Genomic DNA, 25,279 nt, shown 5'->3' on the forward strand with positions numbered 1-25,279 from the left:
GCCGGATTGCGGGGTCGCTGGACACCCCGGCGGGCTTTTGCGACGGTAGCCGGCACGACGACGGACAGCGGCAGGAGCGGGCGTGGAGGCGAGCGAGGAACTGCAGCCAGGGATGGTGGTGCTGCACGGCAACCGGCTGGAGTCGCTGCGCTCGCTGGTGGTCGAGTGGGTGCGGCGGGCGCCGCCGGCGCCGCTGGAGAACGAGACCATCCTGGTGCAGAGCAACGGCATGGCGCAGTGGCTGCGGCACGCGCTGGCGGCCGATCCGGATGCCGATCCGCCCGGCTGCGGGATCGCCGCGGCGCTGGACATGCAGCTCCCCTCGCGCTTCATCTGGTCCGCCTATCGCGCGGTGCTGGGTGCCGAGGCGGTGCCGCTGGAATCCCCGTTCGCCAAGCGCCCGCTGCTGTGGCGGCTGATGCGCCTGTTGCCGGCGCTGCTGCAGCGCCCGGCCTTTGCCCCGCTGGCCGAATTCCTGCGTGACGACGGCCCGGAGGCGGGCGGCGACCTGCGCAAGCGTTACCAGCTGGCCGAGCGTCTGGCCGATCTGTTCGACCAGTATCAGGTGTACCGTGCCGACTGGCTGGCGGACTGGGCCGACGGCCGTGACGTGCTGCGCGGGGCGCGCGGCGAGGAGCCCGAACTGGCCCCGGAGCAGCGCTGGCAGGCCGAGCTGTGGCGGGCCCTGCTGGACGACGTGGGCGACGAACAGGCGTGGGTCAGCCGCTCCGCGGTGCACGAGCGCTACATGCGGGCGGTGGCGGATCTCGAGCAGCGACCCGCCGGGGTGCCGCGGCGGCTGATCGTGTTCGGCATCTCCTCCATGCCGGGGCAGATCCTGGAGGCGCTGGAGGGGCTGGCGGGCGTGTGTCAGATCCTGGTCTGCGTGCACAACCCCTGCGAGCACTACTGGGCCGACATCGTGGCCGACCGCGACCTGCTGCGCGCCCGCCGCCGGCGTCAGGCGCGGCGCCCGGACATGCCCGAGGTGCTGGACGAGACCACGCTGCACAGCCACGCCCATCCGCTGCTGGCCGCCTGGGGGCGCCAGGGGCGCGACTACATCGCCCTGCTCGACGAGCATGACGATCCGGCGCGCCGTCGCCATGTGCTGGAGGGGCTGGACTGGGAGCGCATCGACTTCTTCGAGCCGCACGGCGAGGCCTGTCTGCTGCACCAGCTGCAGGAGGACATCCGCGCGCTGCGCCCGCTCGGCGAGACCCGCGAGGCCTGGCCGCCGGTGGACCCGGCCGATGCCTCGGTACGCTTCCATGTCGCGCACAGCCCGCTGCGCGAGGTGGAGATCCTGCATGACCGCCTGCTGGCACTGTTCGATGCCGATCCCGACCTGCGCCCGCGCGACGTGATCGTGATGGTGCCGGACATCAACGTGTATGCACCGTACATCGACGCGGTGTTCGGCCAGCGCGGGCCCGACGAGCCCGGGCACATCCCCTACACCCTGGCCGATCAGGGGCCGCGCGGGCGCGACCCGGTGCTGATCGCGCTGGAACGCCTGCTGGCCCTGCCGGAAAGCCGCATGGGCGTGAGCGAGGTGCTCGATCTGCTGGACGTGCCCGCGGTGCGGCGGCGCTTCGGCCTGGGCGAGGACGATCTGGCGGCCCTGCACCGCTGGGCCGAGGCCTCCGGCGTGCGCTGGGGGCTGGATGCCCGTCAGCGCGCCGGCCTGGGCCTGCCCGGGGGGCTGGAGCAGAACACCTGGCGCTTCGGCCTGCGGCGCATGCTGCTGGGCTACGCGGTGGGCGACGGCGAGGCCTGGCAGGCGATCGAACCGTTTGCCGAGAGCGGCGGACTGGCGGCCACGCTGCTGGGGCCGCTGGACCACCTGATCGAGGCGCTGTCCGGGGCCTGGGAGGCCCTGCGCCGCGCGCAGAGCCCGGAGGACTGGGCCGCCTGTCTGCACGGCCTGCTGCAGGACTTCTTTCTGGGCGAAGACGAGGACGAGCTGCTGAGCCTGCGGCGTCTGGAGGATGCCCTGGAGCAGTGGCGCGAGGACTGTGACGCCGCCGGCCTGACCGAGGCCCTGCCGCTGACCGTGGTGCGCGAGCAGTGGCTGGCGAGCCAGGAGGAGGCCGGGGTGGGGCAGCGCTTCCTCGCCGGGGCGGTGAACTTCGGCACCCTGATGCCGATGCGCGCGATCCCGTTCCGGGCGGTCTGCCTGCTGGGGATGAACGACGGCGACTACCCCCGGCGCCCGACGCCGGTGGACTTCGACCTGATGACCCGCGATTACCGCCCCGGCGACCGTTCGCGGCGCGAGGACGACCGCTACCTGTTCCTGGAGGCCCTGCTGTCCGCGCGCGACCATCTGCATGTCAGCTGGGTGGGGCGCAGCGTGCGCGACAACGAACCGCGTCCGCCGTCGGTGCTGGTGGCCCAGCTGCGCGACCATCTGGCGGCCGGCTGGCAGCCCCCGGGCGAGACGCCCCTGCTGGAGCAGCTGACCATCGAACACCCGCTGCAGCCCTTCGCGCCGGTCAACTTCCCCGCCGGGGATCCGGATCCGGCGTCCGCGCCGGCGCGGCATTTCACCTATGCCGCCGAATGGGAGGCGGTGCACGCCGCCCCGGCGGCGGGCGCGGCGCCAGCGGACGCGATGGTGGAGGACGAAACCCTGCCACCCCCGGCTCCGGAGGCGGAGGACGCCGTGCTCGGGCCGGAGACCCTGGTGCGGCTGTTGAAGGACCCGGTCGAGGTGTTCTTCGCCCAGCGTCTGGGCGTGCATTTCGATGAGGACCCGGGCGCGACCGAGGACCTGGAGCCGTTCGGCGTGGCGGGGCTGGAGGGCTGGCAGCTGCGCCAGCGGCTGGTGGCCACGGCCCTGGAGGACGGCGAGATCGAGGCGGACGAGGACGCGCAGGCATGGCTGCAGCGGCGCCGTCCGACCCTGGAGGCGGAATCCCGTCGCCTGCTGCGCGCCGGGCACCTGCCGCTGGGGGCGGCCGGCGAGCTGCAGCGCACGGAACTGATCGGGGACGCCGAACGACTCCTGGAACGCATCGCCGAACCTTTGCAGGCCTTCCCGCGGCGGGCCCCGGCGCTGCCGGCGGTGCGCGTGGCGGCGGCCGGCTGGCAGCTGGAGGCCCTGCCGGCCGCGCTGCGGATCCCGCCGGAGGGCGCTCCGCAGGAGGCGGCCCTGCAGCTGGAATCCACGGTCAGCCGGCTGAAGGACAAGAAGGCCTGGCGCATCGACAAGCTGACGGGCGCCTGGGTGCGTCACCTGATCGCGTGTGCCGCGCGCGCCGATGTCGAGACCCGTCTGGTGGGCCTGGATACCGAGTGCCGTTTCGTGGCCCTCGACCGGGCCACCGCCCGCGCGCATCTGGAGACCCTGCTGGAAGGCTGGGCCGCCGCGCTGGAACGCCCGCTGCCGCTGGCGGCCGCGGCGGCCGGGGCCTGGCTGCGGGCCGAGGATGAAGACCGGGATGCGCACGCGGCCGCGCTGCGCGTGCTGGAAGGGGACGGCTACCACGAGGCCGGCGAACTGGCCCGGCGCCCGGCGCTGGCGCGCGCCTGGCCGGATCCGCAGGCCTTGCTGGCGGACCCGGCGATGGCGCACTGGAGCACGCGCCTGTATCGCCCGCTGTTCGACAGCCTGAACACCGGGGAGGAGACGGCATGACCCACGCGCCCGGGACGGACACCCATGAGGACGTGCGCGAGCTGGATCCGCTGGCGCTGCCCCTGCACGGCTCGCGGCTGATCGAGGCCAGCGCCGGCACCGGCAAGACCTACACCATCGCCGCGCTGTACCTGCGTCTGGTGCTGGGACACGGCCCGCTGCCCGAGGGCTGCGGGGCGCTGACGCCGCCGCAGATCCTGGTGATGACCTTCACCGAGGCGGCGACCCAGGAACTGCGCGAGCGCATCCGCGACGGCCTGGCCACCGCCGCGCGGGTGTTCCGCGCCGAAGCCCCGGAGCAGGTCGCCGGCGCCGAACCCGTCCACCTCGATCTGCGCGCGCAGTGGCCGGACCCGGACGAACGCGCGGGTGCGGCGCGGCGCCTGGAGGTGGCCGCCGAGTGGATGGACGAATCCGCGGTGTCCACGATCCACTCCTGGTGCCAGCGGGTGCTGCGCGAACACGCCTTCGCCTCCGGCAGCCCGTTCCGTCAGGAGCTGGCGGCCGACCAGCGCGAACTGCTGGCCGAGGCGGCGCGGGACTTCTGGCGCAGTTTCATGTATCCGCAGGGCGTCGATGCCCTGCTTTTGCTGCGCGGCGCCTGGGGTGCCAACCCCGAGGCCCTGCTGGGCAAGGTGCGCGCGCTGCTGGGGCGGGTGGAACCGCTGCCGCCGGCCACCGAGGCGCTGACCACCCCGGACGGGCTGAACGCCTGGCTGGGTGATCGCCTGCAGCGGCTGGCCGCGATGAAGCAGCGCTGGAACGAGGACCGCGAGGCCGTGGAGGCGCAGTTCCGCCAGCTGCATCGTGACGTGCTCAACGGGACCAGATACAAGAACCCCGACCAGCTGCTGGAGGCGATGCGCGAATGGGCGGACACCCCGGGGCTGCTGCAGCCGCGCATCGGCGGCAGCACTCCGCTTCTGGAGCGCATGAGCGCGGCCGGCATGGCGCAGGAGGGGTTTTGCAAGAAGGGCCAGTCCCTGCCCGCCGACCTGCATCCGGCGTTCATCGCGCTGAACGACCACGCCGAGGTCTGTGCCGACGAGAGCGAGCGCCTGCTCAAGGCCGCGGCGGCCGCGATCGACCGGCGTTTTCGCCGTGCCCAGCAGCAGCGCGCGCAGATCGGCTTCAACGACCTGCTCACCCGCCTGCGCGACGCCCTGTACGGTCCCGACGGCGAGGCCCTGGCACGCACCCTGCGCGAACGCTTCCCGGTGGCCCTGATCGACGAGTTCCAGGACACCGATCCGGACCAGTACCGGATCTTCGACAAGGTGTACCGCATCGAGGAGAACCCGGACGCCACCGGGCTGCTGCTGATCGGGGATCCCAAGCAGGCGATCTACCGCTTCCGCGGGGCCGACATCCACAGCTACCTGCGTGCCCGCCACGCCACCGCCGGGCGGCATTACACCCTGCCGAAGAATTTCCGCTCGGTGGAATCCCTGGTGGCCGGCGTGAACCACCTGTTCGCTCGTGCCGAGGCCTGGCCCGACGGCGCGTTCGGCTTCGGGGGCGGGGAGCTCCCGTTCCATTCGGTCACCGCCCGCGGCCGCTCCGAGACCCTGACGGAACACGGCACCGCGCTGCCCGCGCTGACCCTGTGGCAGGCCGGCGGCGACGAACCGGTGGGCATCCGCGACTGGCGGGCGAGTGCCGCGGCGGCCTGCGCCAGCCGCATGGTGGAGCTGCTGAACGGCGGCGAGGACGGTCACACCGGCTTCGTCGAGGGCGGGGACGCGGGCGAGGCCCGCTTCCGCCGCCTGCGCCCGCGCGACATGGCCGTGCTGGTGCGCGATCGCAAGGAGGCCGCCGAGATCGAACGCGCGCTGCGCGAGCGGGGCGTGCGCAGCGTGTACCTCTCGGGCGGGGACTCGGTCTACACCACCGCCGAGGCCGGGGATCTGCTGCGCTGGCTGCGCGCCTGTGCCGAGCCCACCAGCGAGCGGCTGCTGCGTGCGGCCCTGGCGACGCCGACCCTGGGACTGCCGCTGGCGGAGCTGCACCGGCTGACCGTGGACGAGCTGCGCTGGGAGGCGCGGGTGGAGCAGTTCCGCGCCTATCGCCGGCTGTGGCAGGCGCGCGGGGTGCTGCCGATGCTGCGCGCCCTGCTGCACGATTTCGACGTGCCGCGTGCCCTGCTCGCGGACGAGGGCGGCGAGCGCGCGCTGACCAACCTGTTGCATCTGAGCGAGCTGCTCCAGGAGGCGGACGCGGAACTCGACGGCGAGCAGGCGCTGATCCGCCACCTGGCCGAGCATCGCGATGCGGATTTCGCGCCCGGTGACGAGCAGATCCTGCGCCTGGAGAGCGACGAGGACCTGGTCAAGGTGGTCACCCTGCACAAGTCCAAGGGCCTGGAGTACCCGCTGGTGTTCCTGCCGTTCGTCTGCGGTTTCCGCGAGGTGACGAGCAAGGACGTACCGTTCCTGGACCGCTCGCCGGGCGCGGCCCCGCAGTGGCGGTTTCACATGGACGACGCGGCGAAGGAACGCCAGCAGCGCGAGCAGCGCGCCGAGGACCTGCGTCTGCTGTATGTGGGCATGACCCGCGCCCGCCACGCCTGCTGGATGGCGATCGCGCCCGTGCGCCACGGCAACCGCAAGGATAGCGATCTGCACCGCACGGCCGTCGGCTACCTGCTGTTCGGTCCGGAGGGCGTGGAGCCGCCGGCACTGGCCACGCGCATGGAGGAACTGCGCGACGACGAAGGCCACGTGCGAGTGGAGCCGCTGCCGCCGCCGGCGGCCGAACGCTGCCGCGCGGGCGAGGCCGCGCCGGCCACCGGGCCCGCGCGGGTCCCGCGGCGCCGGGTGCGCGAGCCCTGGTGGGTGGCCAGCTACAGCGCCATCGCACGGCGCGAGGAGCCGGGCCCGGACGACAGTGCCGCGCTCGCCGATGCCGGCCCCGATGCCCCGGATACCGCCGAGGAGGACATCCTGCGCGAGGATGCCGGTGGGCGTGACCTCGACGCGGACAGCGATCGTGAGTCCGGGGCGGTGACCACGGCCCCGGCCGGCGGGCACCACGATTTCCCGCACGGCCCGGAGCCCGGCACCTTCCTGCACGGGCTGCTGGAATGGGCCGGCGAACAGGGCTTTGCGCGGGTGGCCGGCGATCGCGCGCGTCTGCACGCCGAGGTCGCGCGGCGCTGTGGTGCCCGCGGCTGGGACGACTGGGTGCCGGTGCTGGAGGGCTGGATGCACGACCTGCTGGCGGCCGAGTTCCCGCTGGACGGCACAGGGGGGTTCTCGCTGGCGGGGCTGGACAGCTATCAGGCCGAGCTCGAGTTCCTGTTCGAGACCCGCTGGCTGCACAGCGACACCCTGGATGCGGCGGTGCGCCGTGATGTCCTGCCCGGGGAGGCGCGCCCGCCGGCCGGGCGCAAGCGGATCAACGGGATGCTCAAGGGCTTCGTCGATCTGGTGTTCCGGCACGGGGAGCGTTATTACGTGGCCGACTACAAGTCCAACCGCCTGGGTGCCGGGCCGGAGGCCTACACCACGGCGCAGCTGAACGCGGCGGTGCTGGATCACCGCTACGACCTGCAGCTGGTGCTTTATACCCTGGCGCTGCACCGCCTGCTGAAGGCCCGCCTGCCCGGCTACGACTTCGACACGCACATGGGCGGCGGGGTCTACCTGTTCCTGCGCGGGGTGGATGCGCCGGGGCGGGGCGTGTTCCATCAGCGCCCGCCGCGCGAGCTGATCGAGTGGCTGGACCGTGCCTTCGCCGAAGGTCCGGATCGCCCGGCGGTGCGCTCCACGGAGGCCGGGGCATGACTGTGGCCACCGCAACCCGGCCGGATGCTGCCGGCGTGCTCGCGCGGCTGGCCGAATGGGAACAGGCCGGCTGGCTGCGCGGCGTGGACCGCGCGCTGGTGCGTCTGCTGCACGAGGAACTCCCGGAGCTGGAGCCGCTGGCCCTGCTGCTGGCGGCGCTGGCCAGCCATCAGGCCGGGCGCGGGCATGTGTGTCTCGATCTGGACGCGCTGCTGGAGGCCCCCGACCGCACCCTGGCGCTGCCGCCCGAGGGCGAGGCGGCCACCGCGGTGCTGCCCTCCGAGGCCCTGCGCGGAACCACCCGGGCGGAACTGGAACACGCGCTGGCGGACGCGCGGCTGTGCGCCGACGACACGCCGGGCGCCAGCCCGCTGGTGCGTGCCCGGGGGCAGCTCTATCTGCGCCGCTACTGGGAGGCCGAGCGCCGGGTGGGCGAGGCGGTGCGCGCCCGGCTGGAAGACGCACCCGCCTGGCGCGAGGCCCTGGACCCCGCCCGCACCCGGCAATGGCTGGACCGGCTGTTTCCCGCCACGGCACCGGGGGGCGGTCCGGACTGGCAGCGCATCGCCTGTGTCCTGGCCGCCGGCAGCGGCTTCGGCGTGATCACCGGCGGTCCCGGCACCGGCAAGACCACCACCGTGCTGCGCCTGCTGGCGCTGCTGCAGGGCCTGCAGGGCGACGGCGAGGCTTTGCGCATCCGTCTGGCCGCGCCCACCGGCAAGGCCGCCGCGCGGCTCAATGCGTCGGTGGGCGGGGCGCTGGACCGCCTGAACCTCGAGGCCCTGCCGGACGGCGAGCGCCTGCGCAGCCGCATCCCCGCCGGGGTGGTGACCCTGCATCGCCTGCTGGGGGCGCGACCGGGGGCGCGCGGTTTTCGCCACGACGCGGCGAACCCGCTGCCGGTGGACGTGCTGGTGGTGGACGAGGCGTCGATGATCGATCTGGAACTGATGGCCGCGCTGGTGGAGGCGGTGCCGCGCCACGCGCGCCTGATCCTGCTGGGCGATCGCGACCAGCTGGCCTCGGTGGAGGCCGGCGCGGTGATGGGCGAACTCTGTGCCCGCGCATCCGACGGGCATTACACCCCGGAGACCGTGGCCTGGCTGAAGGCACATGCCGGCGCGGAGATCCCGGCCGCGCTGCAGGACGGCGCCGGCCAGGCGCTGGATCAGCACGTGGTGATGCTGCGCCACAGCCATCGTTTCGATGCCGACAGCGGCATCGGTCAGCTGGCCACCGCGGTCAACGTGGGCCGGGCCGGGGAGGTGCGTCTGCCCACGCCCGATGGCGCGGTGGATCGGCTGACCCTGGAGGCCGGCGACGGGCGTGGCTGGCTGGCGCGGGTGCTGGACGGCGACCCGCAGCGCGAGGCCGCCGGGTATCGCCATTACCTCGAGGCCCTCGCGCGGCTGCGGCCGGCCGGCGGCGCCGCGCGCGGTGCATGGGAGGACTGGGCGCGCGAGGTGCTGCAGGCGCACGGGCATTTCCAGCTGCTGTGCGCGGTGCGTCGCGGCCCCCGGGGGCTGGAGCAGCTGAACCGCCGCATCGCGGCGGCCCTGCGGGAGCGGGGGCTGCTGGCGGGCGAGGGCACATGGGTCGAGGGACGGCCGGTGATCGTCACCCGCAACGACTACGCCCTGGGCCTGATCAACGGCGACATCGGCATCGCGCTGGCCGTGCCGCGCTGGCTGGCCGCGGGCGAGGACGGGCCGCAGGACGACGAAGCCTCTTCCGGGCCGGAGTCGCGGGTGCTGCGGGTCGCTTTCCTCGCCACCGACGGTCGGGTGCGCTGGATCCCGCCCAACCGCCTGGAGGGCGTGGAGTCCGCCTTCGCCCTGACCGTGCACAAGGCGCAGGGCTCCGAGTTCGACCACGTGGCCCTGATCCTGCCGGACACCGACAGCCCGATCCTGACCCGCGAGCTGGTCTACACCGCCATCACCCGCGCCAGCCGCCGTTTCACCCTGCTGGAACCTCGCCCCGGCCGCCTCGAAACCGCCGCGGGCCGCCGCATCCGCCGTGGCGGCGGCCTGCACCGCTGGCTGCGATAGCGATCACCAGGGAGCTGCTGCATTATCCGGATGGGCGTGGCGTGAACGTTAGCGATGGTTTGCGCCGAGGCGTATGATAGGCCTCGGCAGCCGGGCCCGAAGGGCCGGTTGCATGTTGTTCCATGCCTTGACCCAGCCGGAAATCCAGATGGAAGCCCAATTAGTGTCGCCGCCGGCAGAAGCTGCCGGTGACTCCGTTGCCGATGAGCAGCTCGCGGTCTGGCTGAGTGAGCAGGGCCGGCTGCGCCCCGAGGACCTGGAGCGGGCCCGCCGTCTCGCCCGTAGCGAATCCCTTGACCTGATGGCCGTATTGCTGCGGCTCGGCATGATCACCGACCGCGATCATGCCGATGCCCTGGCGGCGCTGACCGAGTGGCCGCTGCTGGCGGAGTCGGATTATCCGGAACTCATCGAAATCCCGCAGGGGACATCGCTGCGTTTCCTCAATGAGGCGCGTGCGGTGATGCTGGAGGCCGAGGATGACGGTCTGTGGCTGGTAATGACAGATCCCCGGGACCGCTTCGTGCGGGATGCTCTTCAGCTTGCAACGGGGAAGACCGTGCGCCCGGCTATCGGACTGCCGGCCGATATCGGTGCGGCTCTGGAACGCATCGTTCGGTCCGAAGAGAGTGCCGAGGAGTCAGTCGCCGCGGAAGCGGGCGGCGACGAAGACGTGCGCGAGGAGGACGTCGAGCACCTGCGGGACATGGCCAGCGAGGCACCGATCATCCGCCTGGTGAACCTGATCCTCCAGCGTGCGGTGGAATCGCGCGCCTCGGATATTCACATCGAGCCATTCGAGGGCAAGCTGAAGGTGCGTTTGCGTATCGACGGGATCCTGCACGACATCGATGCCCCTGCGGCACGTTCAACCGCTGCAGTGATCTCGCGCATCAAGATCATGGCGCGCCTGAATATTGCGGAACGCCGCTTGCCACAGGACGGCCGGATCAAGATCCGGATCCAGGGCAAGGAACTGGATCTCCGTGTGTCCACAGTGCCGACCATGCACGGCGAAAGTGTCGTGATGCGGCTGCTCGACAAGCAGAGCATCGTGCTCGACTTCGAGACCCTGGGGTTCGAGGGGGAAGGCCTTGCGCGATTTCTGCGGGTCCTGGATATGCCGCATGGCATCATCCTGGTGACGGGGCCTACCGGGAGTGGCAAGAGTACTTCGCTGTACACCGCCCTGTCTCGTTTGAATACGCCGGAGCGCAAGATCCTGACGGTCGAGGACCCCGTTGAGTATGAGCTCGAGGGGGTGAACCAGATCCAGGTGAAGCCTCAGATCGGACTGAATTTCGCTTCGGCGCTGCGGAGCATCGTGCGTCAGGACCCGGACACCATCATGATCGGCGAAATGCGCGACCTGGAAACGGCTCAGATCGCGGTGCAGTCGGCTCTGACGGGCCACCTGGTCCTGAGTACGCTGCATACCAACGATGCTGCCGGCACGGTGAACCGCCTGCTGGACATGGGGGTCGATGACTACATGCTGACCTCTACCGTGAACGGGATCCTGGCGCAGCGTCTGGTTCGCAAGCTCTGTCCGCATTGCCGTGAACCGGTGGAGCTGCTCCCCGAAGTGTGCGAGGAATACGGTCTGGAACGATTCGCCCCGCCGGACGGTCTGCAGGTCCATCGTCCGGTCGGTTGCGATGAATGCGCGGGTACGGGGTATCGGGGGCGGCTGGCGATCATGGAGTTCCTGGTAATGACGGATTCGGTACGCAGCAAGGTCATGAATCACGCTATCTCGAGCGACATTGAACGCTCCGCGCGGGAAGAGGGTATGCGTACAATGTACGAAGATGGTCTGGACAAGGTCGCGCGGGGCATGACGACCCTGGAAGAAGTTCTCCGCGTGACGCAGGACTGAGCGCGATGCCGGTGTATCGATACAAGGCCGTCATGCAGGGTGGCGAGACGGCCGAGGGCGAAGTCAGTGCGGCGGACGAACAGCAGGTTATCGCGCAGCTGCAGGCGGCCGGACAGATCCCGATCCGGGTGGCGCCCGCCGGAGGAATGGGCGGGCTTTCATTCGGCGCCTCCAGGATTCGGGCGCAGGATATCCAGGTCTTTACGCATGAACTCTCAACGCTTCTGGGGGCAGGCCTGCCACTGGACCGTTCGTTGCAGATCATCGTGGAACTGGCCGAGGATCCGAAGGTCAATCGGATGGCGACACGTGTGCTGGAGCGGGTGCGGGAGGGCCAGGCGCTGTCCGAGGCCCTGGAGGCGCAGGCAGGCGTGTTTTCCCGCTTTTATATCAGCATGATCCGCGCGGGGGAGATGGGGGGCGCCATGGAGGAGGTCCTCAAGCGGCTCTCCGACTATCTCGAGCGTGCCCGTGAATTGCGCGACAGTGTCGTCTCCGCGCTGATCTATCCGGCAATCCTGTTGACGGTGGCGGTCATCTCGGTATTCGTGCTGATGGTCTTCGTGGTCCCGCATTTCACCCAGCTGTTCGAAGATGCCGAGCAGGCGCTGCCGCTGCTGACGCAGGTGGTCGTCGGGACGGCCGAGTGGCTGAGTGACTTCTGGTGGGCGCTGCTGGGAGGGCTCCTGGTCATTCTGTTGCTCATGCGGCAGCAACTGGCCAACCCGCGGACTCGCCGCCGCTGGGACGGTCGGCTCCTGCGTCTGCCCCTGGTGGGCGACCTCGTGCGCAAGATCGAGGTCGCTCGCATGAGCCGAACGCTCGGTACTCTTCTGGCGAACGGCGTTCCGTTGCTCACCGCGCTGTCCATCGTCCGGGAGACCCTGAGCAACAAGGTTCTGGCGGAAGGGGTTGAAGCGGCCGAGGCAGGGCTGAAGAGCGGGGAGGGCATGAGCGAACCCCTGATGGAAGGGGGGCTGTTCCCGCGACTGGGGCTCCAGATGATCAAGGTCGGCGAGGAGACCGGCCAGATGGAAAGCATGCTGATCCAGGTCGCGGACATCTACGATCGCGAGGTCCGTACCGCCATTCAGCGCATGCTGGCGCTGCTGGAGCCCCTGTTGATCGTGACTCTCGGTGTGGTGATCGCGTTGATTATCCTGTCGATCCTGATTGCGATCGTCAGTGTGAATGAACTGGCATTCTGACGGCTGGTCCCATCGGCAGGAGTCGGGTGTGGGCGGGAGCGAGCCTCGCGGCGCCGGCCGCATCCGCCTTTGATGGTTTTGATTACGGGAAATACGAAAATGATGTATCCGCAAAGACATGAAACGGGCGTTGCGCGCCGTGCATCCTCTCGACGCAAGGGGTTCACCCTGATCGAGCTGCTGGTTGTGCTGGTGATTCTGGGCCTGCTTGCCGGGCTTGTGGGGCCACAAGTGATGCGGTATCTGAGTGACTCCAAGACACAGACCGCTCAGCTGCAGATCGAGGACCTGAGTGCCGCGCTGGACCTGTATCGAATCGATGTCGGTAGCTACCCCAGCAGCGATCAGGGGCTCGAAGCCCTCGTGAGGGAGCCCTCGGGTGTCAGAAACTGGAATGGTCCGTATTTGCGCCGCAACTCGGTGCCCGATGACCCGTGGGGCAATCCGTACAATTATCGCCAGCCAGGCGAGCACGGCGGATTCGATCTGTGGACGTACGGCGCTGACAATCAGCCGGGCGGCGAAGGAGAGAATCAGGAAGTTACCAGCTGGGATTGATGCCATTGCGTCGGGGCGTTTCGGAAGCGCGCGGGGCAGGTTTGCTGATGGCTGAATCTCGACCCATAACGGCTTCCCGTGGGTTTACCCTGATCGAATTGATGGTCGTCATGGTGATTGCCGGGGCGGCCATGGCGCTGGTCATGCCGCAGTTCGGGGCAGCGCTGCCAGGTATGGAACTCAAGGGCGCGGCGCGCGATGTGGCTTCGGGCCTGCGCTATGCGCGGGGTCGGGCAATCGCCGAACAGCGCGAAACGGCAGTGGTGATCGATCTTGAACAGCGTCGCTACCACCTGGAAGGTGTGGACGATGATCGGCTCCACGATCTCGGAAAGAATACCAGCCTGGAACTGGTGACCGGACGCTCGGAGGTGCGAGGCGAGCACCAGGGGAGCATCGCCTTTTTCCCGGACGGATCTTCCACCGGTGGCCGCTTGACCCTGGAATCCGGAGGGCGCAGCTACGTCGTGGACGTTCGTTGGCTCACCGGGCGAGTGAGTATCCGGGATGGGTAACCGCAGTATTTTGAAGGAACCGGGGGCCTGTCGATCAGGTCGGCGGGCGGGTGGCTTCTCGCTCATCGAAGTCCTGGTGGCTTTCTCCATCATGGCTTTGGTCCTGGCCGTTCTGTTCCAGGTGTTCTCCAGCGGTTTGCGTACTGCGGGAATGGCGGAACAGTACACTGCGGCCCAGCGTTTTGCGCAGTCGTTGCTGGAGCAACGTTCTGTCGAGCGTCCGCTGGAAACCGGCCACAGGTCAGGCGCATTCGAGGGCACGCGTTATCGTTGGGAAACGTGGGTCGAGCAGGAATCGGACCTCGCGGAGAATCTGCAATCCGATGCGTTTGTCGCATATCGCATAACGGCTCGTGTGACGTGGGAAGGGCGGGGAGGCGAAAGGGAATTCAGTCTTTCGACGCTGCGCCTTCAGGAGGAAAATTGATGTCGTCGATGCCTGGGCGAGTGTCAGCCCGAGGCTTCACCCTGATGGAGGTCCTGATCGCGCTGGTCCTGCTCAGCCTGATTATGACGGCGTTGTTTTCGGCGTTGCGTCTGGGGGTGAGCAGCTGGGACGCAGCCGAGCGAAGCGTTGCTGAAACGGCAGAAGAGGAGCTGGCCCTGCGGTTGCTGGACCGGCAGCTTGCCCTGGCCATGCCGCTGATGCTCGAGCGCGACGGCGAACAGGCGCGGATCGCCTTCGAGGGTGAACCAAACCGCGTGCGCTGGGCCTCGCCGCTGCCCGCTCACCGGGGCGGCGGCGGGATCCAGTGGCAGACCCTGGAGCTCGGAGAGACCGCGCGCGGCGAGGGTCTAGTCTTGCGTTTTCGTCTGCTGCATCCGGATACGCTGGAGGCCCCGGCTGACCAGGTCGAAGATACTGAATTGCTGCTGGCGGGAATCGATGCGATGGAGTTATCCTATTATGGTCGGTCGAACTTGGATGAGGAAGCCGAGTGGTTCAGTGAATGGTCCGTCCGCGACCGGCTCCCCGATCTTGTTACGTTGACCCTGCAGAGCGACCGTGGTTCGCAGACGTCGATATATCTGTCGGTCGCTCCACGCCAGGCGAAGCCCACACCTCAATTTGACATTGGGCCTCATCGATGATGGCCCGTCGGGGCCCCTTGCGTGCTTCTATGTGTAAGCGCGTCATCCGACCGGGGGGGCGTCCGGTCCAGGGTGGCATGGCCCTGATTATGGTGCTGTGGGTTGTGACCCTGCTCACGGTAATCGCGTCCAGCTTCAGCCTGGGGATGACTCGGGAGGCCCGGACGGTCCAGAACATGATCGATACGGTCGAGGGGCGCTCGACGGCGGAAGCCGGTGTCCGCTTGGCGATGCTCGGGCTCGCGCATCCGGACGACGAGAGGCGCTGGCAAGCTGATGGGCGGGTACGCACCGTTGAATGGCAGTCTGCGGAGCTGGACGTCCGTGTGACCTCGGTAGCGGCCCGTATTGACCTCAACTCAGCGGGTCGGGAATTGCTGGATGGGGCCCTGTTGCAGGCGGGACTGGAGCACGCTGACGAGCGCGACATGGTGCTGGACAATCTCCTTGACTGGCGTGATTCAAGCCCGCACAGGCGTCAGGCCAGTCAGGGGGAGCAAGGGTATCGGGCGGCCGGATTGAGTTACGGGCCGCTCAATGCTCCTTTTCGTTCGGTGGAGGAGCTGCTTCTTGTGCCGGGGATGACGCCCGAGGTTTATCGTCGACTGGAACCCATGGTGACGGTGCATTCACGTCAGGGCTCGGTCCATCGTCCATCGGCGTCGAGGGCGGTGTTGATGGCCCTTCCCGGGGCCGATGAGGCAACCGTCGACGGCTTCCTCGAACAGCGTGTTCGGGCACAGGAGGCCGGTGAACCGGTACCCGGTCTGGATGGTACGGACCGGTTGGGGTCAGCAGTCTCGGACGCGTACACTGTCGAGTCTTCCGCTCGCCTGCCCTCCGGTTTCGAGTACCGCATCGAGGTCGACATGGTTCGAGCGCGGGATCAGGGAGTCGAGCCCTTTCAAATTACGCGTTACAGAACGGGGGGGCGCAGTGCCTCGGATTGAAAACGGTCGGCCGGCTTCGGCTGATCAGATTTCTCAGAACATGAGGTTGGCGTGATCGAGCGTTCCGGGACGCTCGGCGGGCAGCTGCGTGCCTGGCGTGGGCGCGCCAGCGATTTCCTGCGTTGGTGGGTCGGCGAACTGGCGGGCATGCTGCCTCCTCGTGTGCGTGAGCGCCTGCGGTTCGCGGATCGTCGGATCGAACTGCACACGGACGGCGGCTCCGTTCGTGTGCTTGCGCTGGCCCTGGAAGAGCAGGTCCTTGAACGACAGGTCGACGATGACCTCGCCGAACTGCACGAAGTGCTGGAGCGGGCTCGGGAGGAGCTCGGATCGGACAGCAAGCTGGTGTTGTGCCTGCATCCACCGCAGTCGCTGGTCCGTGAGATCCAGCTGCCCGCGGCGGCCAGTGAGAATCTCGCCCAGGTTCTGCGTTACGAGATGGATCGGTATACTCCGTTCACTGCCGACTCTGTCTATTACTCCTACCGGATTCTTGGGCGGACTCCCGACGATGCGCTACGGGTGCAGCTGGCGGTTGCGCTGCGTCAGCGTCTCGATGGCCTTATGGAACGGCTGCGTGTTCGCGAGGTGTATCCCGCCCATGTGTTCGCGGCCGGGGCCGTGGGGATGGACCTTGCGCCTCGTTCGGGGCAAACCGTGTCGGCACGTTCGTGGGTGAGCGTCCGGAAACTCCTGACAGGTGCGGTCGCGGTCGCGCTTCTCCTGACGTTGACTCTCCCCCTCTGGGTGCTTCGCGATACCGCCATTCAATTGAACCAGGAAGTGGCGGACCTGCGCGGAGTGGCGATGGAAGCCGAAGACCTGCGAGAAGAGCGGAATTCGCTCGAACATCAAACACAGTATCTGGTGTCCCGCAAGCAGGAACAGCCAGCGGCACTGGAGATCCTGGAAGAGCTGAGCGCCACCTTGCCTGACGAGGCCTGGCTGCGGGATCTGGAGGTGCGGGGTGATCGCGTTGAGATCCAGGGGCTGGCGGCCTCCGCTTCCGGGCTGATTGAACGGATGGAGTCTTCGCCGTTGTTCCGGGATGTTTCCTTCGCCGCGCCGGTGACCACGGATTCCCGCTCGGGTCAGGATTCGTTCCGAATCAGCCTGCGGGTAACGAGCGGAGCGGCCGATGAAGGTTGAGCAGTGGAACCAGCGTGAGCGGCGATTCGTGGCCGTCGGTCTGTTGCTCGCCCTGGTAATGATCGTGGTGTTCGCCCTTGTGGGGCCATACCTGGCTCGCTACCCGCATTACCTGGATGCGATTGCCACAGCTGAGCATCAACGGGAGCGTCTGGAACGTTCCGCCGCGCAGTTGCCGCGGCTGCGCACTGAGGTGGAGGCCCTGCGCGAACAGCATGAAGCCCTGGGGCATGTTCTGGAAGCCGAGACCCCCGCCCTTGCGGCGGCTGAGGTCCAGCAGCTTCTTTCCGATGTCGTCACGGGACATGGCGGGGAGTTGCAATCCACCCAGGTGCGCCCTGTGCGAGAGGAAGAGGGGTTTCGGCGGGTTACGGTCTCGGTGCGCCTGTCGGTGGACAGCGAACAGCTGGCCGGCATCCTTTCCGAGCTTGAATATCGAACGCCGCTGATGTTTGTGGATGACCTCAATCTGCGCCTGGAAAGCCGGCGCGTGCGGCGGGGCATGGAGAGCGAGGAAAGCGGGCGGGTCAACGCTCAGTTTGACCTGCATGCCTATATGGGGGCCGGAGCACCATGAAGCAGGCGGTGAGGCGGGGGAATGTCTCCCTGGTGGTCGCGCTGGTCCTGATCCTGGCCGGCGCCCTGATCACCTGGATATGGCTGGAACGCTGGCAGGCCGGGGTGCTGGGCGAGCACGAAACGCTTCAGCAGCCAGTGGCGGCCTCCGACGCCACGGCCCATGAAATGGCGCTGGAAGCGACCCTCCGGCCGGGGTTGGTGGCGCCGTCCTATACCAACATGATCGAGCGTCCGTTGTTTATGAGCACGCGGCGTCCCCCGGTGGACGATCCTCCCGACGAGGATCCTGAACCCGAGGTCGAAGAGCCCGAACAACCGCCCGACCCGCTGGAGGCCACTCTGAGGAGCGTCCTCGTTGTCGGCGAGGCTCGTTATGCGTGGCTCGAGGTTGAGGGTGCCGCGCGTGAATTGCGTCTGGCACCCGGTGAGGAAATCGAAGGCTGGAGCCTGGATGTGATCGAGCCCTCGTTCGTGGAATTCACTGCTGGCGATTCCCGAAAACGGCTGGAACTGCGGCCTTCCGGATCGGTCGGGGATCCGGCGGAACCCGTCCGATCCCGTCCGCGTGCGCGCGACTGAGGATGGGGCGTGCGCCTGGTGGGGGTGGTGACAATCCGGATGAGCCCCCTGCGAGTTAATGACGAATGAACATGATCAAGAGCGGTCCATCAATGCAACCAAATTCGCGTCGTCTTTCCCTCGGGCCAGTGTCCAGTACTCCCCTGAAGGTGCCTCGGGGAGTGTGGCTGGCAATGGTGGCCGGGGCTGCCCTGCTCCTCGGCGGGTGTGCCTCCCTGGGCGAGCGCGACGGCGCTGGTGAAGATGAATCGCGCAGTCTCGAGCAGGTGCTTGAAAGGTCGGCAACCGAGAGACCGGCACCGGAGGGCCGGGTTCAACGTTCTTCCCGGGCCGCCAGCCGTGTGGAGCCCCTGCCCCTGGATCCCGATGCGTCGGCGGTGGTGGACACGGACGACGAGGAACGGGTCCAGCTGTTTCCCGGCACCGGCCGGTTCTTTGATGAAGATCGTGCACGCCAGCCCGCACGCATCGATCCCGAAACCGGAGACCTCACGCTCAATTTTGAACGCGCGGACCTGACCGAGGTCGCGCACTTCATCCTGGGTGAGCAGCTGGGCGAAAACTACGTCGTGGATCCTGCCGTATCCGGCGAAGTCACCCTGCAGACTTCCCGCCCCCTGTCGCGCGACGACCTTCTGCCGACGCTGGAAAACCTCCTGCAGATGAATAGCGCGGCACTCGTTCAGGATGATGGTCTGTTCCGGGTCGTGCCCCGGGAAGGGGCATTGCGGGGTCAGGTTCCTCGTCTGGATTCCGGGCAGCCCGGCATGAACGTGCGCATCGTGCCCCTGGAGTACATCGCCGTGTCGGAGATGGCGAAGATCCTCGAGCCATTCACCTCCAGCGGGGCCGTCGTGCGTACCGACCCTGCCCGGAACATGCTGATCCTGGCGGGTAACCGCCAGCAGCTCGGGCAGTGGCTTGAGACTATCGAGATCTTCGATGTGAATTGGCTCGAAGGCATGTCCGTGGGCATGTTCACGTTGGCGAACGCCGACGTGCAGGATATCGTGGGCGAACTGGAAGGCCTGTTCGGCCCAGACAGCGAGTCCCCGGTGGCGGGACTGTTTCGGTTCATTCCAGTCGAGCGGCTCAACGCGATCCTGGCCATTACGCCCCAGGAGGAATACCTCCGTGAGGCCCGCGAATGGGTCGAGCGGCTGGACCGCGGCCGTGATCCGCATAGCACCCGTTTGCATGTGCACCGTCTGGAGCATGGCAAGGCGGGCCAGGTTGCCGATCTCCTTTCACAGCTCTTTGACGGTGAGCCCGTTTCCGATGCTCCGGCGGCAGACGAGGACTCGCCGAGCCTGGCGCCGGGAATGGAAGAGGTGCGCCTGGGGGCAGAGGACTCGGGTGAAGGGAACCCCAATGACAATGGAGGGGCTGCGGACGCCCCGGAGACACGGGCGACCGCCGTCTCCGCCGACGAATCCAGCATGGGTGGTGCCCTGGAAGGGGATGTGCGCATCCTCGCCGACGAAACCAACAATGCGCTGTTGATCATGGCCAGTGAGCGGGATTACGAGATCCTGCGCGACGCCCTGCGTGAGCTGGATATCGCGCCCAGGCAGGTTCTTGTGGATGCCAGCATCGTGGAGGTCACGCTGCGCGACGAACTTCGCTATGGTCTGCAGTGGTTCTTCGAAAACAGCATGGGCTCGTACGAGGGGCGCGGTATATTTGGCACCTCCTCGTCGGCCGACATCTCGCGCCAGTTCCCTGGCTTCAATTACTCCCTCGTCGACAATGCCGGCGAAGTGCGTGCCGTACTCAGCGCCCTCGCGGAGGATTCCCGTGTCGAGGTGCTTTCTTCCCCGTCGATCATGGTGCTGGACAACCATAGCGCCACCATTCGCGTGGGCGACCAGGTGCCCGTGCGGACCTCCGAAACCACGAGCGCCGTTACGGACAATCCCGTTATCGTCAGCAACATTCAGTTCCGCGATACCGGCGTGAACCTCGAAGTGACCCCCCGTGTGAACTCCGGCGGGATGGTCACCCTGGACGTCTTCCAGGAAGTGAATGACGTTTCGCAGACCACCACCTCGGGCATCGATTCCCCCACGATCCAGCAAAGGCTGATTGAAAGTTCCGTTGCCGTGCAGAGCGGCGAGACCATCGTGCTGGGGGGGCTGATCCGAGAATCCACCGACGTCAGCGAGCAGGGGATCCCCGGCCTGCGTTCCATTCCGCTGATGGGCAACCTGTTCGGAGCGACCAGCGAAGCCACTCGCCGGACGGAGCTGCTGGTTCTCCTGACGCCCCGCGTCGCCAACGACTCGGCAGAAGTGCGCGCCATCACCGAAGATTTCCGCCGGCACATGCACGGCATCGAGGCTCGGGGCGCGGAATTGCGGCGTCATGACGACATGGACAGCGAGTGTGGCGAAAATGTGACGGACTCATGCGAAAAAAACAACGAAAGTCCTTGACCGCACCGAGCTCATTGGCTAGCTTGATCATGAACCCTTGGGGCAACCGCGCGAGCGGGGTTCCAAGGCATCTGCAGGGTTGCGGATCCCTCGTTGCCCTGCAGTGGCCTCGCGGCCGAGCCCTCATGCAGTCGACTCGGGCTCGATCCGCCAATGCCGGGTCACGCCGGCCATTCTGCCGGTGCCGGGGAGGTGCTTTGAATTTCGAGAAAGGGGGAATTCAGCGATGAATTTTTCCATCTCGAATTTCATGGTAGTATCTGTTTCGGGAGGTGTGTTCGGCGCCCGAACCCCTGTCCAGGATGTAAACCACATGTGGAAACACAACTAAGGAGTTCCGATGATGAATAAGAAGCTGCTACCTCTGGCAGTCCTCACGGCGGTTGCCACCGGGGGTCTGAGTACTGCCCAGGCGGTAAACGTGAATCCCGACGGCCTTGGGGAGGTCTTGCTCTACCCGTTCTATTCGGTCGAGGGTGGAAACGACACGTATGTCAGCGTCACGAATACGACCGATCAGGTGAAGGCCGTCAAGGTCCGTTTCATCGAGGCCATGAACAGCCAGGAAGTTCTTGACTTCAACCTTTACCTGTCGCCTAACGACATGTGGACTGCGGCGATTACGGATGACGGTGATGGTGGTGCCGAACTCGTCACCCAGGACACGTCCTGCGCCCCGGGCCTGAATCCGGGTGGTGAAGCTTTCCGCGATTTCGAATTCTCGCAAAGTGACGATAGCGTCCGTGATCGCGGTCGTACGCGGGAAGGTTACGTTGAAATCATCGAGATGGGCGTTCTGGATCCGGCCGATTCGGCAATCGCGGCTCAGTACGATGGAGCGATCCACACTTCTGAAGGCGTTCCTGCCAACTGTGACGCACTGAATCAGGCCTGGGATGGTGGCGTCTGGTCGACCGAAGAAGATGAGGGGATTATCTCTACCGACGGTGAGGGTCAGCGCCTGACCGGTGGCCTGTATGGTTCGGGTACCATCATCAACCCCGCCGATGGCACCAACGCGACTTACTCGGCGACCGCGCTCGATGGTTGGTTCCCCGACGACGCTAGGAGCTTGCACACGAACCCCGGCAGCCTGAGCCCGTCGCTTGCCAGCGGTCGCGAGGAGGCGCTGATCTTCAACAATGGCGAGTTGGTCGAGCTCGACTTCTTCGAGACCGAGCCGAATGCGGCGCTCAACGCAGTGAGCGCCGTGCTGATGCACGATTCGATCGCCAATGACTACAACACGGACCCGTTGGTTGGGGCGGGAACGGACTGGGTAATGACATTCCCGACCAAGCGCGATTACGTGAATGGCGCCGATGCCCCGCACGCGCCATTTACGGAAGCCTGGAAGACCGTAACAAGCACGGCTTGTGAGCCGATCGACATCTCGTATTGGGATCGTGAAGAGCGTGAACCCGGCACGACCGGTATCGAGCTCTCGCCGCAGCCCCCGGGTGATCCGGGTGAAGCGCTGTGCTACGAAGCCAACGTGATGACGTTCAATGAAAGTAACGTGCTTTATGGGTCCGATCGTGTTCGTCGTGACCTGTCGACTGACTTCGACGCCGGATGGCTCGAGATGAGTTTCGCGGAATCCGGCCAGAAGCTTGAGGATTTTGATGGGAACGCCATTTACGGTCTGCCGGTCATTGGTTTCGCGGTGCAGAACCTGCGTAACGATGCGGTCGAAGACGGAGTCATGGCCAACTATGCAGGCCTGGTAAATCATAAGGGCACCCGTGACATCGAGTCTGCTGACCCACGCGGTGACTGACTCCGGTTGATCATGATCGGGTAGAAGCGATCGATTGGTTCTCGATCGCGGATGCTCAATGATAGGGAGGGGGCGAATTTATTCGCCCCCTTTTTTTGGTTGAAGTATTCTGGAACCGCAGCAGAAACAGCCAGGAAAAGCTCGCTGTAACGTGGTATCGGGAGGTCCGCCGCCCCGTGTCGGGTGGTGGGGTCCAGACCTGAATTGCAAGAAGCGTCAGCGCTGAGGATGCATTTAGTGGCCCGCGGCATCCCCTTGGCATCATGGTTTTCTTCTGAATCCCACCAGTAAGGGAAGCGCCACCTCATGAGCCCCGTCGTCCCCACTTCAAGCGGGCTCCAGCCTTTCGATCGTAGCCCGGTCACCGAACCCGCCGCGCCGGGAGTGGAAGGCTGAGCTCGTCTTCGCCCTGCCTGAATTCGTTCTTCGCTGGACGGATCGAAGTCAGCACCCCTCGGGAAGTAATTCATGCCAGGGTTGCGTAGGGCCGACAGGGCTACAAAATAATGTTTGCAATTGCCTGAATCTGGGTTATCCTTGACCCAATTGAATAGCCTATGGCCTTTCGGCCCGGGAGGATGTGCATGAACACGAACCGTCGTGTTGCGGTCGTTGCTGCAGCAATTTCCCTTGCCTTCGGTTCGGCGGCGATCTCGACCCTCGCCGCGGAACCGATCGGCGATGTCACGATTAACGGTGATACGTATCCGCTGACGGGTTTTTCGGTAGAAGCAGGGGCAGACGGCGGGATCCAGCTAAACGTGACCGCCGAGGGTACCGTAGCGGAGCCGGAGCCGGAGCCGGAGCCGGAGCCGGAGCCGGAGCCGGAGCCGGAGCCGGAGCCGGAGCCGGAGCCAACGCCTTCCGAGTGTGGTGCGGTGCCGGCGGACGTCAACGTCCAGTCTGCGCTCGACTGGAGTTCGACGCCGTCAACCAAACTGTATGACATCCCGCGCGGAAAAACATTGTCCTTCCCCCTGACCTCAACCAGCAACCCTGGGTATAGCGGACGAGTCGAGATTGCACCCGCAACCGATACTGGAGACGTGACCCGGGAGATCTGGTTCTCACGGTGCCCGAGTGACCAATACACCCGGATGCTCGACGGCCGACTCTGTGGGATCACCGCCTCGGATACCGGTGCCTTTGCTTGGCGCCAAGAAGACGATGGACGCCGTTGCTATCTCGGTACAAACGAACAATGGTACCTCAATGTTCGGGCGCGGGATTGCGACCGCGCCGAGTGTGGAAGCTATCTGAGTTTTCGGGACAACGGCAGGCCCTAGCTTGTCGAGAAGTGGAAAACGGTAGCGACTGATCGGGAGCCCCTTTGTTGGGGCTTCCTTTTTGGTCGTGTGTCCTTGCGCATTGTCTGACTGCGCTGTCGAGCCGGGCATTTCGTGACGCTGAATTTATAGATGAGGCCGCTGAGACGGAGAGACGAGTTCGATACGGTGAGGGTTTACTGCCCACGCGATTGCGACGGTGATGGGCGAGACCAGGGCGGGAGAAATCGCCCTGGCGGCTCAACGTAAGACGGAGCACACCGCAACGCTGGGTGCGCACCTGTAACGCTCCCGCGATTTTTGGCACACCTCGTGCCGTTACAACTCGTGCCGTTATCGCGGTCGGTGCAAAGATATGGGTCTGCGACGTGCCAGGGCGAAATGGAGAGCGAGGTTATCTACGCTCAACGAGCCACAGACGATGTGCCGGACGAGCGCGGTCATGGAGTGGTTCTTCCTTCGGCTGACCAGCGGAGGAAGCGACGCTCGGGTGTACGCCCATCCGGGGGTACCCAACCGAGTGTCGTGGCATCCATCAACATGCACTATACCAGCGTCCGAACCGACACATTGCTGGGACAGCTTCTTGTGCCGGGGATGGGAGAAGGTCGCTCTGCTGCATAGAGTGGGGATCCGTCTATGGTTGACCAGTAAAAACCTCGAACGGGCAAACGGCCTGGTTACCGAACTTCGATGACCGGGCTTCGATGGATGGGATGGAGCCATCCATTCCGCGGCGACGTGCCGCATTGCGTTTCCTTGTGCTTGTGAAGCGGATTCCGGCGCGCGAAGATGCCCCCCAATAACGGGGAGCACGTCGTTGCTGTCGCGCGGTCGGGTCGTGACAAAACAGGGGATCGCGAAATGCCGACGCAGAACGCTTGAGGCTGAGCCGTCGAGACTGACGGTGTCGCTAGTTTGGGTGATGCCACCATTCTCCGCGACTGTGGATCCAGGTCTCCTTGATGGTGCGCGTGTTACCGAACGGCTGCCCGATGACTTCGTAGCTGAGGGCGACATACACGGTGCACCGTTCATTCTCGCATTGCGTGTCCATGACCTCCGCATCCTTCCATCTGACGGACCCTCCGAAGCGATTCCGGAACTGTTCGTACGTCGTAGCGCTTCGAAAACTGGGAGACGTCATGAAGTAGGCACCTTCGAAGTCGCCATCGCGGAGGGCGCCCCAGCGCTCCTCCGCGCGTTCGCCGACTTCCTGTTCCGCCGGATCTGCCGTTGCATAGCTCGGGAGTATCCCCGCCATCAGTGCGGCCGCCCCGATGATTGCACCTCCAACGCCGCCACTGATCTGCCTTGCATAGCATTGAAAGCGGGTTACCATTCTGTTGTTCATCCGTCCCACAGCCATTTCTCCATTGGTTATCGTTGGTCGGGGGTCTATGAGACCTAGCCTGCCGGCGGTAGACAGAAATGGGCCGAACAGGTTCGCCCAGACCGTCCTAAAAGTGAGCCCCAGCAATGAAACAAATCCTTAGCTGCGCGGTCAAAGGGTGCCGTTGATCCTTCGGCGACAGCTCCGGGCTCGTGGAGGCAGCGATCCTCCGGGCGGGCAAACGAGTTCGCCCCGGGGTGTGTCGTTCCTTCACGGCATGAAACAATACGCTCCATGGGTCATCGTCCAGGGTATCGCTTAGTCGGCATCATTGACGCACGCCGCATCATTGCCACACGGAAGTTGACAAGGTTGCCACCTTTCCGCAAGGTCGCGATGCACTCAGCTCGGCGGTGCGGCCGTTCGTTTGCCCGAACCTAAGACCGAGCCACCTTTC

At 66.4% G+C, this 25,279-nt stretch carries 18 protein-coding genes; 16 read left to right on the forward strand and 2 right to left on the reverse strand.

The features are described from left to right. The first annotated feature begins 82 nt into the window (after positions 1-82). From recC to gspD, 14 genes are all read left to right on the forward strand, one after another. Positions 83-3,643 carry an exodeoxyribonuclease V subunit gamma gene (gene recC, locus F620_RS0110305; protein ID WP_026331419.1) on the forward strand — a complete coding sequence of 1,187 codons (3,561 nt, stop codon included), beginning with the start codon at positions 83-85 and terminating at the stop codon, positions 3,641-3,643. After that, on the forward strand, positions 3,640-7,428 hold the full coding sequence (gene recB, locus F620_RS0110310) for an exodeoxyribonuclease V subunit beta (protein ID WP_019570491.1): 3,789 nt from the start codon (positions 3,640-3,642) through the stop codon (positions 7,426-7,428). The genes recC and recB overlap by 4 nt, the downstream gene beginning before the upstream one ends. Then, entirely contained in the window at positions 7,425-9,479 is a 2,055-nt protein-coding gene (gene recD, locus F620_RS0110315; RefSeq protein ID WP_019570492.1) for an exodeoxyribonuclease V subunit alpha, read from the forward strand. Before recB ends, recD begins: the two co-directional genes overlap by 4 nt. Positions 9,480-9,627: 148 nt before the next feature. Beyond that, entirely contained in the window at positions 9,628-11,358 is a 1,731-nt protein-coding gene (gspE, locus tag F620_RS0110320) for a type II secretion system ATPase GspE (RefSeq protein ID WP_038030923.1), read from the forward strand. 5 nt (positions 11,359-11,363) lie between these two features. Next, positions 11,364-12,566 carry a type II secretion system F family protein gene (locus F620_RS0110325; protein WP_019570494.1) on the forward strand — a complete coding sequence of 401 codons (1,203 nt, stop codon included), beginning with the start codon at positions 11,364-11,366 and terminating at the stop codon, positions 12,564-12,566. Between the two features lie 99 nt (positions 12,567-12,665). After that, positions 12,666-13,124: a type II secretion system major pseudopilin GspG gene (gene gspG, locus F620_RS0110330; protein WP_019570495.1), complete on the forward strand. Its 459-nt coding sequence runs from the start codon at positions 12,666-12,668 to the stop codon at positions 13,122-13,124. 47 nt (positions 13,125-13,171) lie between these two features. After that, entirely contained in the window at positions 13,172-13,639 is a 468-nt protein-coding gene (locus F620_RS0110335) for a GspH/FimT family pseudopilin (protein ID WP_026331420.1), read from the forward strand. Then, positions 13,632-14,066 carry a prepilin-type N-terminal cleavage/methylation domain-containing protein gene (locus tag F620_RS0110340; protein ID WP_019570497.1) on the forward strand — a complete coding sequence of 145 codons (435 nt, stop codon included), beginning with the start codon at positions 13,632-13,634 and terminating at the stop codon, positions 14,064-14,066. The genes F620_RS0110335 and F620_RS0110340 overlap by 8 nt, the downstream gene beginning before the upstream one ends. An 8-nt stretch (positions 14,067-14,074) precedes the next feature. Next, positions 14,075-14,731 (forward strand): prepilin-type N-terminal cleavage/methylation domain-containing protein, encoded by a 657-nt coding sequence (locus F620_RS0110345; protein WP_155987008.1) that lies wholly within the window; start codon positions 14,075-14,077, stop codon positions 14,729-14,731. A gap of 77 nt (positions 14,732-14,808) precedes the next feature. Continuing rightward, positions 14,809-15,681 carry a general secretion pathway protein GspK gene (locus tag F620_RS0110350; protein ID WP_026331423.1) on the forward strand — a complete coding sequence of 291 codons (873 nt, stop codon included), beginning with the start codon at positions 14,809-14,811 and terminating at the stop codon, positions 15,679-15,681. A gap of 51 nt (positions 15,682-15,732) precedes the next feature. Next, positions 15,733-16,830, forward strand: coding sequence for a PilN domain-containing protein (locus F620_RS0110355; protein WP_019570500.1), 1,098 nt, complete (start codon positions 15,733-15,735; stop codon positions 16,828-16,830). Beyond that, positions 16,820-17,407 (forward strand): type II secretion system protein GspM, encoded by a 588-nt coding sequence (gspM, locus tag F620_RS0110360; protein WP_019570501.1) that lies wholly within the window; start codon positions 16,820-16,822, stop codon positions 17,405-17,407. Before F620_RS0110355 ends, gspM begins: the two co-directional genes overlap by 11 nt. Continuing rightward, positions 17,404-17,988 (forward strand): hypothetical protein, encoded by a 585-nt coding sequence (locus F620_RS0110365; protein WP_019570502.1) that lies wholly within the window; start codon positions 17,404-17,406, stop codon positions 17,986-17,988. The genes gspM and F620_RS0110365 overlap by 4 nt, the downstream gene beginning before the upstream one ends. Before the next feature lie 65 nt (positions 17,989-18,053). Continuing rightward, entirely contained in the window at positions 18,054-20,423 is a 2,370-nt protein-coding gene (gene gspD, locus F620_RS14335) for a type II secretion system secretin GspD (RefSeq protein ID WP_231373891.1), read from the forward strand. Positions 20,424-20,546: 123 nt separating this feature from the next. On the opposite strand, the gene F620_RS15630 is transcribed toward gspD, so the two are convergent. Then, entirely contained in the window at positions 20,547-20,675 is a 129-nt protein-coding gene (locus tag F620_RS15630) for a hypothetical protein (RefSeq protein ID WP_255349481.1), read from the reverse strand. Between the two features lie 91 nt (positions 20,676-20,766). On the opposite strand from F620_RS15630, the gene F620_RS0110375 reads away from it, so the two are divergent. Both F620_RS0110375 and F620_RS15125 read left to right on the forward strand, forming a co-directional pair. Continuing rightward, on the forward strand, positions 20,767-22,203 hold the full coding sequence (locus tag F620_RS0110375) for a hypothetical protein (protein ID WP_026331424.1): 1,437 nt from the start codon (positions 20,767-20,769) through the stop codon (positions 22,201-22,203). Positions 22,204-22,787: 584 nt separating this feature from the next. Further along, positions 22,788-23,489 carry a hypothetical protein gene (locus F620_RS15125; protein WP_155987002.1) on the forward strand — a complete coding sequence of 234 codons (702 nt, stop codon included), beginning with the start codon at positions 22,788-22,790 and terminating at the stop codon, positions 23,487-23,489. A 913-nt stretch (positions 23,490-24,402) separates the two neighbouring features. On the opposite strand, the gene F620_RS15130 is transcribed toward F620_RS15125, so the two are convergent. Next, positions 24,403-24,546, reverse strand: coding sequence for a hypothetical protein (locus F620_RS15130; RefSeq protein ID WP_155987003.1), 144 nt, complete (start codon positions 24,544-24,546; stop codon positions 24,403-24,405). Positions 24,547-25,279 lie beyond the last annotated feature (733 nt).

The sequence above is a fragment of the Thioalkalivibrio sp. ALE11 genome, from assembly GCF_000381205.1.
GTDB lineage: Bacteria > Pseudomonadota > Gammaproteobacteria > Ectothiorhodospirales > Ectothiorhodospiraceae > Thioalkalivibrio.